Genomic DNA, 14,133 nt, shown 5'->3' on the forward strand with positions numbered 1-14,133 from the left:
GGAAAACCAGTATAGATTTTTCCTACTTATGTGCTACTATAAGCCTGTAATGATAAAATAAGTGAATATGGATAAGTCAGAATACGAAATCATAGAACATGAATATGATGTGGTAATAGTAGGTGCAGGGGGAGCGGGGCTTAGAGCAACACTTGGAATGGCTGCAACTAATTTTTCAGTTGCCTGCATTTCTAAAATTTTCCCTACACGAAGTCATACAGTTGCAGCGCAAGGCGGAATTAGTGCAGCTTTGAGCAACATTGCTGAAGATGACTGGCGCTGGCATGCATATGATACAATAAAAGGTTCAGACTGGCTTGGCGATCAAGATGCAATAGAGTATATGTGTAAAAATGCTGCAAAAGCTGTGATTGAACTTGAAAATTTTGGTGTACCCTTTTCTCGTACGGAAGATGGAAAAATATATCAGCGTGCCTTTGGTGGAATGACAACTCACTTTGGTAAAGGAAAATCTGCTCAGCGTACTTGTGCAGCAGCAGATAAAACTGGGCATGCAATTCTTCATACTCTATATCAGCAATGTCTTAAATTTAACGCTGAATTTTTTGTTGAATATTTTGTAATCGATTTGATTATGGACAAAGGGACATGCTGTGGGGTGATAGCTTGGTCGCTGTGTGATGGTACGTTGCATAGATTTCGTGCACATTCTGTGGTAATAGCAACAGGTGGTTATGGACGTGTTTATTTCTCTGCAACAAGTGCACACACCTGCACAGGTGATGGTAATGGCATGGTGGTAAGAGCTGGGTTGCCACTTGAAGATATGGAATTTGTGCAATTTCATCCAACAGGAATATATGGCTCAGGTTGTTTAATGACGGAAGGATGTCGTGGTGAAGGTGGGTACCTCGTTAATTCTCAGGGTGAGAAGTTTATGGAACGTTATGCACCAAAGGCAAAAGATTTGGCTTCTCGTGATGTGGTAAGTCGAGCAATAACAATTGAAATTAGAGAGGGAAGGGGAATTGGACCGAATAAGGATTACATGCACTTGAATATAGCGCATCTTGATCCAGAAGTGATCAAACTCAGATTACCAGGTATTAGTGAAACAGCAAAGACCTTTGCAGGAGTTGATGTTACTAAAGATCCGATACCTGTTATTCCAACTGTTCACTATAACATGGGAGGTATTCCAACCAACTATCATGGAGAAGTGATCACGTTGCAAAAAGGTAAAGAAGAAGTGGTAGAAGGATTATTTGCAATAGGAGAGGCAGCATGTGTTTCTGTACATGGTGCAAATCGACTAGGTTCCAACTCGCTTCTTGATCTTGTGGTTTTTGGTAGAGCTGCCGCGCTTAGGGCAAAAGAAAAATTGAAACCTGATACACCACATAAAAAATTGCATTCAGACTGCACAGACTTGATAGTAGATAGATTTAATAAAATGCGATTTGCTTCTGGAGAGTTCAAAGTAGCAAAAATACGAAGTGAAATGCAGCACACTATGCAGAAATATGCATCGGTATTCCGTGTTGCTGAAGTTTTAGAGGAAGGTAAAAAAGCTATAAAAGAAGTAGCAAAAATGATGCCTAACATTGCAGTTGAAGATCGTAGTATGATATGGAATAGTGATTTGGTTGAAGCTCTGGAGCTTGCCAATATGATTCCACAAGCAGTTATTACCATGGAATGCGCATCTAATCGCGAGGAAAGCAGAGGTGCTCATGCTCGTGAAGATTTCCCTGAACGTGATGATAAAAACTGGATGAAGCATACTATAGCATGGCTTAAAGAAGAGAAAAGCCAAGTTAGTGTAGAAATTGACTATAAAAAAGTTGCTGAAAAAACTCTGAGCGATGAGATTGATTTCATCGCCCCGGAAAAGAGAATTTATTAGTCAACCCATCTGGTTTATTTATAAATTGACGTAGTATTGATACATAGCTCATTTGAGTAGCTGGGCTTTCTGTATGCTCCGATTGATTTGACGATCTTTGTACTTCTTGCTCTGCTGAGTTGTTAGCTAAATTTTGTTGTTCAGTAACATTTTCAGGTTGTGTTGCAGTTTTGAGATTATCTTTACTGGTTTGCTGATCGTTGGTTAATTCTTTAACATGTTTCCTAATGCCGCTAAGTCCCAAAGTGACTATCAGACAGACCATGCCTGTTATAGCTATGATGGGTAACGCTGCTCCAATTGCAATTTGTCCTTGGAAGCAAGAAAGTGTTACCATTGTAATAATAGTAGTTGCTACTGTAATTGCTAACAATATGCTAGCTCTTCTGCCAGGATCAATGCATTTCCATGCAGCTTTGAGGCCATCTCCTGTTTTGTGTAGAATATGCTGACATTTTTTTGAAAAAGTTCTAATGTTATATTTTTTTTCAAGTTTTTTCCTTAGTTCTTTAGCTTTTACCTTTCCTTCTTGTGGAGTTTTTGAGTAATTTTCTAAATTACGTAAAGTGCAATAATATTTTTCAGTATGAAATTCTCGATCTTTTAGTTTCAGAGAACGGGAATCAGCACCTATTTCTAGCAGCTTTGCACAAAACTTTGTTGTATTGTCGTACTTTTTCCCTAGATCAAAAATTGTTTTCATTTGCGAAAGGTGGTTGCCTTTTTCTGCTTTTTTTGTTAGTGATACTTGTAGCGGTGTTCGTCCTTCTTCGTTAATGGCCTTTATAGCCTTACCTAACTGATCTTCAGATATTTCTTTTTCTTTTACTAAACTGGAAATCAACTCCAAACATGCAACCTTTTGTTCTCCTTTTAGCGAAGCAATATAGTGCAAAGCATTATTACCCTCTTTGTCTTGAGCAGTAATGTCTGCACTATTTTGGAGAAATAACTCTAAGGCTTTATATTTATTTGTTTTTTCAAATTTTTTATCTGTACATGATCGATTCTCATTCTTTTCTTTTATATACTGGAATAACTGATGTAGAGGTGTTAATCTTTCCCTGTTGGTAGTATTTACAGAATTACTAAATCTATCTTTGTCTGAAATTAACTCCAAACATGCAATTTTTTGCTCTCCTTTTAGTAAAGCAATGTGATGCAGAATATTATTACCCTCTTTGTCTTGAGCAGTAATATCAGCACCATTTTGGAGAAATAACTCTAAGGCTTTATATCTATTTGTTTTTTCAAATTTTTTATCTGTACATGATCGATCTTCATTTTTTTCTTTTATATGCTGGAATAAATAATAAAGAGGTGTTTGTTTTGCTGTATTTTCAGCATTTATAGCTTTTTTAAACTGTGCTTTAAGATGCTCTTTTTCTTCCTCCTTACTTACATTTAATATTATATTTGAAAATTCAAACTTTCGTTTTTGCTTTAATTCTAAAACTATTAGATGTAAAGCATTATTACCATCTGTATCTTTCAGGCTAATATCTGCTCCTTTTTGCAATAACTCCTTAAAGGATTTCTCATCTTTATTTTTAATTGCTAAATGTAGTTGATAATTATCATTACTATCCGGAGTATTTATGGTATGTGGTATAATTTCTTTAATTTTTGTTCTTATTTCTGATTTTAATTCAGGTTTCTTTACTGACTTTGCTAATTTTTCTAAGAAATCACAATAGTATGTCTTTTGCTCTTCTTTTAAGTATTGTAATTCTTTTGTAGATAATCCTAAATTGTCAGAGTTGGCTCCATACTCTAGCAATTTTGTAAGAAACTTAAATGTGTTATCGTTATCTTGGATTGTGTGAGAATCATGTTTCCCTTTTATTATCTTGTTAATTAGTGCTACCTGAAAAGGAGTCTTTCCTTCTTGATTTTCACTATCAACAAGTTGTGCTAAATTTTTCTCGTTAGCTATTTTTATCAAGGTATCTAGAAACTTAAGCTTTTGTTTCTTTTTGAGCGATGCAATAAGGTGTAAAATATTATTTCCTTTTTCATCTGTTATGCCACTGATATTTGTGCAATTTTTTAGATATTTTCTAAATTTCCTGTTGTTTCCATTTTGGATTGCATTTAGTAATTGAACGTCATTATCAGAATCCGATATTCTGTTTACTTCATCTTCAAAATCGCTATCAGAATCTGATATTCCGTTCATTTCATCTTCAAAATCGCTACCGTAGCCACTGTCTTGTTCATTGTACCTACTCAAACAACTTTTAGTGATTTCAGAAATTACTTGGTTTTTTGTTTCATTTGATATTCTTTTCGATCGTTCTACTACTTCACCTAGCACTGGAAGGAAGCACTGGATATAATATCTATAATATTTTTCCTGTTCTCTAAGTGATGCTTCTAATTTAATCAATACTTCAGGGCTAGCACCTTCCTTAAGTAACCTTTTGCATTCCTTGAGTGTTCCATCTCGACTTCTTGTTTTTTCATGCTTATGTTTTTCTTTTTTTACCTTTCTCTCTATAGTGTCATACAATTGCTTGTCTTTTTTATCTTGCTCTTGTTTTTCATTTTTGTTTATATATTCTAGTTTGTTTGCCTTAGTAACTAACACACTTAGATCTATCCTCATATTAAAACCTCAATATTAAAAGCTATTTTGCGTTAACGAATTGAATTAAACTTTTAAATTGAGCTAGATGTTGTCAAAATACAGGTAAAAAGGCAGAAAACTAGTTTCTATTAGAAAATCTGTTGTCATAATCAAATCCCCACTTTAGCACTTGTCTACTATTTTAACTATTTTATCTTAAAAAATAATAAATGTGGCTAAACTGTGAAGCATGAGTGCTGCTGAAAGAGGTAAACCAATGTTTTTATAGATCTTTCAAACTTGGTTTTTCTTCTAATTTTTTAAGCATTTCTTTACTTAGTATTGATTTTATCTCTTCTACGCTTTTATCAAGATCATCGTTGACTATGACGTAATCATATTTATTACTTTTACTTATCTCTTTTTGGGCTTCGGATAATCTCCGCTCTATTTCGCTTACATCATCACTATTACGCTTTTGTAAACGTAGTCTAAGCTCTTCCATTGAGGGAGGAAGTATAAAAACACTTACAACTTTTTCTCTTAAGATTTCAAACAAATGGAATGCTCCTTGCCAATCTATATTCAGTAAAACGCTTATTCCACTGCTCAGGTTTTGTTCTATAAAATCTTTTGGTATACCATAAAAATTCTCAAAAACTTTAGCATATTCAAGCATTTGACCAGCCTTACATAGTTCATGAAACTTTTCTTCAGTAACGAAAAAATAGTCTTTTCCATTTACTTCACCGGGACGAGGTTTGCGTGTAGTCATAGAAATAGACATAACTAAATCAGTTGATTGCTCAAGTAATTTTTCTGATATAGTAGTTTTTCCAGCTCCAGAAGGAGAGGATAGAATCAGTAGTATGCCCTCATTTTTTACGGTCATTTTTCTTTATTTAACAAGTACATTATAGAGTTTTTTAAGACTTTATATTTTTTGAGTCAAAGTTTAAAAGGCTAGAGCCTTCTAAATTAGAATTTGATAAATTGGCATCAACAAGAGAGGAATTATCAAAAATAGTATAACGTAAATCAGCTTTTTCAAGATTTGCCTTATTCAAATTAACGTTTACAAACTTTGCTCTGCTTAATATTGAATTAGAAAAAATAGCATTTTCTAAATTCATATCTTTAAACTCAAAGTAAGAATAATTTACATCAAATTTTTCACCCTGCGATATTTTCTCTTGCAGATCTTTAATTGAAGTTATAGCACTCTCTAGACCTGTAATTTTGTTCTGTCCCTGATTGTCAATCATAATTGAATTATCAAATTTGCAATCTGTTAAATGAATATCAGCAATTGAACTTTTATATATGCTTGAAGAGAGGAAAGAGACATCACTCACTGTTGAATTACTCAAATTGCTAAGAAAAAAACTAGTCTTTCTAAAGGCATTGTCATAAAACACGGAGGATTTGAAATCACTTTCAATAAAGTTTGAATTAGTGACTTTTGACTTAGACCAGCTCGAATTATCAGCTAATAATTTGAAGAATATTGAATTTTCTATCTCACTCGAATCCATATTATGGTGGGAAAGAGTACTATTATAAATTTGAGAGTCTTTAATTTTTGTCTTATAAATTGAAGTTCTAGAAAGATCTGAATCTTCTATTTTTGCAGAGGTAAACAATGAATGATCAAAGAACGAACCACTCATGTCAGAATTCACAACTTTAGTATTATGAAACTTTCCATGACAAATGTTAGCGTTATAGGTATTAACTTTATACAATTCACTAAAACTAAAATCAATATTAGATAAATCAGCATCCTGAAGGTCTGCTTCGAAAACATATGCATGTTTTATCTTGGAACCATTTAGTATAGATTTAATGAAGTTTGAATTATTCCCTTTCACATAGGAAATTTGTGAATTGATTAAATTGGCTTTTTCGAAATTACTATCAACTATAATGGAAGAGTTAAGAGAAGCGCTTGAAAGATTGCTACCTGTAAAATCCGATTTTTTTATTTCTGCGCCATATATGTTAGCATTTTTTAGTGAAGAAAATTGTATCTTGAGCTTGTGTGCATCCACTCCAAAGAAACTTGCATTGTCGAAATTATTCTTCTGCATAACAGTATCGTTTATTTCACTATCACTAAAATTTATGTAGCTGGCACTTGAGTGTGATAAATTGGAGAAATTCATTTTTACATTCAAGAATTTTGCATGCAAACCAATTATATTACGCATACTTACTTTGTTGAGATTAGAATTGATAAAATCAGCATAACTGATATTAGACTGATCAAATATGATATCTGTTAAACTTGTAGAAGCAAATTTTGAAAAACTTAAATTTGTGCCTTTTATTTTAACGCCATGTAAATTAGCATTGGAAAAATTAGCACCACGCAAATCAACATCGATAAAAGACACATCTGATAAATCGGTGTTAGAAAAATCGGCACCAATTAAACTTACTCCATCAAAAATAGATTTGCTTAAATACAATTGACTAAAATTAGCACCATTTAAATTAGGACCAAAACCTTTCTTAAAATCTTGTGGTATGCCTGCTTTGTTGCACTGTACTAAAAATTTAGCAAAATCTTTTGTATTGTAAGATACGTATTTTACATCGTGCAGAGCACTTAAAAAATCATTGATTGCATCATCTCCATAGCATAAATGACCAACTAAAATTAATATCAAAAGTCTAATTATCTTTTGCATCGCAGGTACTTTCTTTTGTTTTTATAGCAAAGTTATACATCTCTGAGTCTTCTTCATTGTTTATTTCTTTATCCTCTAAAAGGTATGGCATCATTTCAGCAATTGCATTTATTATATCGATCTGCTTTTTCTCAATTGCTATGTCAATAGGGGACTTAAAATTATTATCAACTACTCTAGGATCAGCACCTTGTAATAAGAGAAAGCGAACTGTGTCTATTTGACCTTGTTTCACTGCATAAATTAGAGGAGTATCACCCAATTTATTTCTAAATCTTAGTATTTCTTGAATTGTTAATCCAATTTTTTCTAGCTTATTTATTACTCCTCTTAGACAAATTAAGTTGCCCTTCTTGATGCAGTAAAAAAATTGCTTACTGTAATCATCAGTAAATATAGTTTTAGGAAGGTGCTCATTTAGGCTATCATATTGTCTTTTATATATAGACTTGCTTTTATGGTTCCATTCTTTTTTTATTTCTTTGTTTAGCTTTGTCCATTTTTCGCTTTCTTCATTTTCTTTGTTCACAGGTGTTATATTGTCAGGCTGTTCTTCTTTCTTTTTCTCTGTTAATTGGCTTGTTGAAGGTTCGGTGTCTTTTTTGCTAATCTCCTCTTTAGGCTGTAGGTTTGTTTGATTATTGTGACTGATTTTCTTCTCTTCAGGTTCTTCTTTTTTTTCTTCTGATAAAGGACTTGTTAGAGCTTTGGTATCTTTTATATTAGTCCCCTCTTCAGGCTGTAGGTTTGTTTGTATATTTTCATTACTTGAAGCTACTTCTTCATTGATTACATTTTGGGTTGTGCTTTCTTTTGGCTCGCTGGAAGGTATTTCGACTACATTTGTTGAGTCTGTGCTTTCTTTTAGTTCGCTCAGAAGCGGAGAAGTTTTTTCAGCATCAGTATCGCTTTTCGATACGTTTTCTTGATTTATATTTTCTTCAGGTTGCTCTATAGCAAACAGGTTAGATGATAAAAATATAGCAACTAATAGTATGAAATATAAAGTATTCTTCATAAATATTATGATTAATTAAAATGATACTATAATCAAATGATTAATCTACAGTAAAAAATACCTTAGGGTTTTATTTATAAAAAACATTTGTATTACCTTTTCTATACGAGTGTAATTTTGCAAAGACTGAATATCAAAGTTTTCCCCATTCATTTAGGTTTTACCTTAAATTGTCATTTGAGTAGTTGACACTGGCTTTTTTCTGGATTCCAGCGTCACGCGCTGGAATTACACCTTCATAATGTTATTCCATTTCTCTTGTCATCCCAGTACTTGATACTGGGATCCAGAGGACTGACCAGGTAATAAGAACTGGTCACGCGCTGGAATGATAAAGGAGGAAGTACTGGTTTGAAATTAAATTTTCTGGACTTTAGTGTCACGCATTGACCCTATAGTTTTCTTTTCTCGTCTACCTGATTCTCTCACTCTGCTGAACGGATATAAATTACTTGACACATTTTGTAGTTTGATTATTATTAGTGAAAATGAGGGTATTTTAGAGCTCGAAACTCACCTTATTCAAGTCTGCAGACTTTTCAACTAATCTCTCAATAAAAAAATATAGCACAGTCTACTTCAGTGCATACTTAATTTCTGTCATGAGGTGTGTTATATTTTTCTAAATCGTTTTTTATAGGAGGATCATTATGTCTAAAATTCCTTAAAATTAATTAAAGTTAAACATTTATTAAATAGTGCAGTACTGCCTTACGCGTTGCTAATCCAAACTTTACTTGCTGTAAAATAACACAATCTGCTATATCATTGCTAATCTCAATACCTCTGTTTATTGGTCCTGGGTGCATAACAATTGCATCGGGTTTTGCATGCGATAGTTTTTGTGCATCAAGTCCATACAAATGAAAATATTCTTTTTCTGAAGAATTATTATTCATGCGCTCTTTCTGCAACCTCAAGAGCATAATTACATCAGCATTCTTTATACCTTCAGTTAATGAATAATGAAGTGAATCTACTTCAGAAAAATGCTTACACATCAAAGCTGGTGGTGCAATTAAGCTTATTTTTGCTCCAAACATTTTTAGCAATCTTATATTTGATCTTGCAACTCTACTGTGCAAAATATCTCCACATATCACAATTTTGAGGTTTTTTATTTGCTTTTTATAATTGATAATTACAAGATAATCTGCAAGAGCTTGAGTTGGATGTTCACTGCTTCCATCGCCTGCGTTGATTAGCGAGCAGTTAACATACTTTGTCAGTGTATTAATGATACCACTACTTTTATGCCTGGTTATTATAGAGTCAGGGTTCATTGCATTTAGTGTTTTTATCATATCTTTTAGATCTTCCCCTTTGTTAATAGAAGAAGATTTTATTGGTAAAGTTATAACATTTGCTCCAAGGCTTTTTGCTGCTATTTCAAAAGATGCGAGCGTACGTGTTGAATCTTCAAAGAATAGGTTTATGACTATTTTATTTTTCAGAACATGACTATTTTCAACTTTTTCTTCAAGGTATTGGTTGGCTAATTTAGTTATATTTTCTACATCACCGATTGTGAGGTCTGAGATATTTAATAAATTCCTTCTCTTGTCCATAGCTCCTTTTTTGAGCTTATTCTACTTTCTTAATTTCAATTACACAACTGTAAAGTAAAGTAGAAGGAAGCTATAAAATTTTATTTCCACTTACATTCATCTGCTATCATAACAGCCTCAAAGAGGTGCTTTTCAAGCTCACTTATAGGTAGATCATTTTGTGGATAATTCCCCCAAGATTTTAATACATCAGAAGTTTCAATACCTTCAACAATGGGATATTCTTGATTTTTTTTAGCATATAATTCTTGAGCTTTTTTACTTACAAAAAATTCCAATAAAGCTATAGCATTTTCTCTATTTTTTGCGTTTTTTGTTACTGCTGCACCACTAAGATTCACCATTACACCATCATTAGGAAAGAAAGCTCCTAACTTTTCTGTGATATTCTTTTTATTTTCTGATGAAAGGATTCTTGCAAAGTAGTAGCTGTTTACTATTGCAACATTGCCTTCACCAGCGGCTACAGCATAAATTTGATCTGTATCACCACCGCTTGGTTTTCTTGCCATGTTGCTTACAATTCCACTCACCCATTCTTTTGTTTTTTCAAAACCATTTTTTGCAATCATAAAAGCGATCAATGATCGGTTATATGGACTTGTGGAAGAGCGTACTAATATTTTCCCTTTCCATTTTTCATCCGCTAAATCTTCATAAGTACTTAATTCCTTAGGATCTACTGATTCTTTATTATAAACCAATATTCTAGCTCTTTTTGTTAGACCAAACCAATAATCTTCATTATCTCTAAATTTTGCAGGTATGGAATTTTTTAGAGTCTCTGAATCCACTCGAGATAAGAGCCCTCTTTTTTTCGCTAAAATCAAATTTACCGCATCTGCAGTTAAAAACAAATCAGCTTCACCACCATTTTCCATGCGTGAAAGCAATTGAGAATAATCGTCAATGATATAACGTACCTTGATACCGGTATTTTTTGTAAATTCATCAAATAAACTATGTACTAATTCTTCTTTACGTGATGAATAAACGTTTACTACTTGTGAATCATCAGTTCCGCTATTTTTATATAAAAAATTAACGACTATCAATATAAATGCCACTAAAGGTATAAATACTAAAGCTTTTTTCATAAACAAACCCCTTTAGCTTAAGGTACTCAAATAGCGAGGCCTTAGCAAGTATAAAAATTCCAATCAATGGACATTGTAGGAGATTTATTTCATTCACTTATACTATAGATAGCATCCTTACAATTGTGAGATTGAACTACAACCTGCTCAAGCGTTAAACTGCTGCGTTTAGCATCTTTGCTATGATTTTCTCCAAGAACGTTTGTTCTTTCTTGTTTTATTTCCTCAATGAATTTCTCGTTAATATTTTGGGGATCAATCGTTTCTTCAGAATATACAAGATTAGTGCAATTTGTTTTTCTATAGTAATGCACGCCAAGATACACAGCTAGTAATGCAAATATACCTAAGCCTATAAGTGGTAATAATCTTATATTATTGGTCAAAGGGTTTTGGTAAAATGTTTGTATATTATTAACACCACCTTCTGCATAAAGAAATGAAGGGAGCGCTATATTTGCAGCAACTACACCAGTTAATAATGCAGTAAATAGTGGCCTATTATTAATTACGGACTCTATTTTATTAGTTTTACTGATTACTTTTTCATCAATATTGACGAAGCCTTTTTTAGATTCCCAAGCATTAAGCACAAAATTTGAATGAGTGCCGTTGCTATACTTCAGCCTTACAGACTTTATAACTTTACCTTCTGGCTGGTGTCTAAAAACATTGTCTAAAACTTCATCTGCATTTTTTCCTTGAGTTTGATATTCTTTGGTATTTACAAACTGTTTTATTCCAAGCAGCATTGGGCTAATTGCAAACAATGAAGCAACTGCAATAATCGGTACGATGGTATAGAGCGGACTGTTTGTAAAGAACGCAATAAATTTTGCTTTATCTTGTAAATATACTAAAGCTGTAGATGTGCCAAGCACGATAGCGGCCGCACCAAAAATTACAACGCCTTTCTGCTGCATGGCATATTGCGCTTTGGGCAAGAATCTGTTTATTTTTTTGTTCTTTAAAATTATATCTCTGTCCATATCAGATTTACTATTTGAAATTAAAGGCTGTTCAGAGCCATCTGTCTTATATGATGGCGGAGGAGTTGGGTGTGTATCTTGATTATCAAAGTTGTTGCTGAATGATTGTGTTAAACTTTCTAATGTTTTATTACTATCCCAAGGTGGACTATATATTGTCCCTTCAGAAGGTGATCTGCTTAGAGTTGGATATTGACTATTTGTTTCATTATCAGCTTTAGAACTATCTTCTGGAGTTTTTTTACTTTTATTTATAACTGCATAAGGAGGTTCTTCTAATCTATTTGGGCTTTGTGATATATCAAGTTGTGAATCTGGATTTCTCGGTGGAAGAGTAGGTGATATTTCATAAAGTTGTGAAGCTTGATTAGTTGGTAGAATAGGTGATGGCTTATTCGAGGTAGCTTCTTCTGCTTCTTCAAATGAATTTGTGTTTTTGCCATCTTGTTTTGGAGTACTTGTTCTGGGAGTTGGTGTTGGTGAAGTTGCTGCATCATTTTCACTCACTGGTGTATAAGAAATTGTTGTGACGTTATCTTTATTTCCTGATTCAGGCATACTCACTCCAAAATTAATTACAATGTTATGTGGATTACACTATAGTTATTAAGATATAGTGAATACTAATTTAAGAATAAGTATGGAGAATTTAATATAAGAACTGCTGATCAAAGATCCTTTCATTCAAAGGGCAATCTTTGTCAAAAAGTAGAGTGACTGTATTTTCGTGATCTTTCTGTATTTTTACCTGCGATATATCGTGAAATTCTTTATAATCTGATACTACAAGTGCTGGACGATTTTTCACATCATTGATATCAATTTGCACTATTGTATCATTTGAGATTAGCGCTCCATTCCAATGCCTTGGGTAGTAACTATTTATGGAAGTAAGTGCAAATAAATTTGAATTAAGTGGTAAGATTGGCCCGCCGGCAGAGAAGTTATATGCAGTGCTGCCTGTGGGAGTAGACAATATTATGCCATCCCCTCTGAATTTTTCTACTTTTAGCTTATCATTAATGGTAATATTCATCTCCTATGATTATTGTCCAATAGAAATTTCAAATTTTGTAAAATCTTTAAAAACCCAGTTATTTTTAAGAGTGTAGAAAATAGTTATAAGAAATTTTCTAGCAGTAGCAGTTATAGCCTTAGCAGAACCACGCTTCTTTTTTATATGTTCATAAAAGCTTTTCAAGTAAGGACTGTAACGTACAGCAATCCAAGTACATTGAACTAAAGAAGTACGCGCTATTTTTGACCCTCGTTTGGTAATTCTTCCAATTGTACATTGCTGATTAGATTGAGAAACTCTTGGTACAACTCCAAAATATGCAGTAAGTTTCTCAGGTCTACGGAAATCATTAATGTCTCCAATTGTTACAATAAAAACAGCTGCAGAAATTGGACCTATTCCCTTTATGCTGATAAGATTGCTGAACCCAGGAAGTTGTTTAGCGAAAGCTATAATTTCCTTTTCAAGCTTTTTAAGGCTTTCTCGGATAGCTTCTAAATGATAGCTAATCACTTCAATTTCAACTTTTTCTAAAGGATCCCAATTATGCTTTTGAGTAGCACGTTCAAATCCTACTTTAGTTGTAAGTACTTCTTTTTTAATTTTTATTCCATGGTAATTAAAAAGACCATGAACTTTATTGATTAAAGATACCCGTGACTTTACTAACTGATCTCTCGTTTGAAGAAGAGAAGCTAACTGCTGGCATTGTTTGTTTTTGCACCTTGCCTCAGGCAACATATCTTTGCTGAGAAAGAAAGCAATAGCTCGTGCATCATGCTTATCTGTTTTGTTCACAGAGCGACGAACAACTTCAAACTGCCCAGGAGCAATTATTACTATGCATTTAACGTAAGGTGAAACTGCATCATAAAAGAAACAGCTATTACCTGTTGCTTCTATGGCTACTTCATCTGTTTCTTGAAGATCTTTGGTGAAATTATCCAAGTCTTTTAAGCGAAACGTTTGAATATGCTCAGGTTTCCCTTCCTGTAAGTAACAAGCAGTAAAACTATTGGTATGTAAATCAACTCCAATGTGACGCATATTTTTTCCTCCAATTGCATATTTCAATATATCAGAGTAGAATATTGCCAGTTGTTCCAAACTCCTATACGAGGTCATCACATCACATTTTGTGAGCCTCACGATGATTTTCGGTGGCAGGGGCAGTTAATCTCTCCTACGAAGTCTTCTTTCTATTCTTCATATAAGAGCAGAAAGTGCTTCAGAAAAATATCCAACCTGCCACCTAGTCCACTCTGAGAAGTTATTATCTTCTCTTGCTTACAACCAAGCAATACTTATTCATAC

At 33.3% G+C, this 14,133-nt stretch carries 9 protein-coding genes and 1 pseudogene; 1 reads left to right on the top strand and 9 read right to left on the bottom strand.

From position 1 onward, the window contains the following. Positions 1–67: 67 nt before the first annotated feature. Complete coding sequence (sdhA, locus tag EJB00_RS04725) at positions 68–1,867, top strand: succinate dehydrogenase flavoprotein subunit (RefSeq protein ID WP_015587831.1); 1,800 nt, start codon at positions 68–70, stop codon at positions 1,865–1,867. On the opposite strand, the gene EJB00_RS04730 is transcribed toward sdhA, so the two are convergent. From EJB00_RS04730 to EJB00_RS04770, 9 genes and pseudogenes are all read right to left on the bottom strand, one after another. Beyond that, positions 1,839–4,475, bottom strand: a complete 2,637-nt coding sequence (locus EJB00_RS04730) for an ankyrin repeat domain-containing protein (protein ID WP_135352792.1) — start codon at positions 4,473–4,475, stop codon at positions 1,839–1,841. The genes sdhA and EJB00_RS04730 overlap by 29 nt on opposite strands. A 244-nt stretch (positions 4,476–4,719) precedes the next feature. Next, positions 4,720–5,328 carry a guanylate kinase gene (gene gmk, locus EJB00_RS04735; protein ID WP_015587833.1) on the bottom strand — a complete coding sequence of 203 codons (609 nt, stop codon included), beginning with the start codon at positions 5,326–5,328 and terminating at the stop codon, positions 4,720–4,722. A gap of 34 nt (positions 5,329–5,362) precedes the next feature. Beyond that, positions 5,363–7,129, bottom strand: a complete 1,767-nt coding sequence (locus tag EJB00_RS04740) for a pentapeptide repeat-containing protein (RefSeq protein WP_015587834.1) — start codon at positions 7,127–7,129, stop codon at positions 5,363–5,365. Beyond that, a complete protein-coding gene (locus tag EJB00_RS04745) occupies positions 7,113–8,147 on the bottom strand; it encodes an ankyrin repeat domain-containing protein (RefSeq protein ID WP_135352793.1) in 1,035 nt (344 codons plus the stop codon). The genes EJB00_RS04740 and EJB00_RS04745 overlap by 17 nt, the downstream gene beginning before the upstream one ends. Positions 8,148–8,827: 680 nt before the next feature. Continuing rightward, positions 8,828–9,715, bottom strand: a complete 888-nt coding sequence (locus tag EJB00_RS04750) for an aspartate carbamoyltransferase catalytic subunit (RefSeq protein ID WP_135352794.1) — start codon at positions 9,713–9,715, stop codon at positions 8,828–8,830. A gap of 80 nt (positions 9,716–9,795) precedes the next feature. Further along, positions 9,796–10,812 (bottom strand): extracellular solute-binding protein, encoded by a 1,017-nt coding sequence (locus tag EJB00_RS04755; RefSeq protein ID WP_135352795.1) that lies wholly within the window; start codon positions 10,810–10,812, stop codon positions 9,796–9,798. A gap of 89 nt (positions 10,813–10,901) precedes the next feature. Beyond that, on the bottom strand, positions 10,902–12,359 hold the full coding sequence (locus EJB00_RS04760; protein WP_015587838.1) for a hypothetical protein: 1,458 nt from the start codon (positions 12,357–12,359) through the stop codon (positions 10,902–10,904). 91 nt (positions 12,360–12,450) lie between these two features. Continuing rightward, positions 12,451–12,840: pseudogene (locus EJB00_RS04765) on the bottom strand (diacylglycerol kinase catalytic domain-containing protein); the annotation flags it as partial. Between the two features lie 6 nt (positions 12,841–12,846). After that, complete coding sequence (locus EJB00_RS04770) at positions 12,847–13,866, bottom strand: IS110 family RNA-guided transposase (protein ID WP_135352712.1); 1,020 nt, start codon at positions 13,864–13,866, stop codon at positions 12,847–12,849. Positions 13,867–14,133: the final 267 nt, after the last annotated feature.

It is taken from the genome of Wolbachia endosymbiont of Drosophila mauritiana (assembly GCF_004795975.1).
Lineage (GTDB): Bacteria > Pseudomonadota > Alphaproteobacteria > Rickettsiales > Anaplasmataceae > Wolbachia.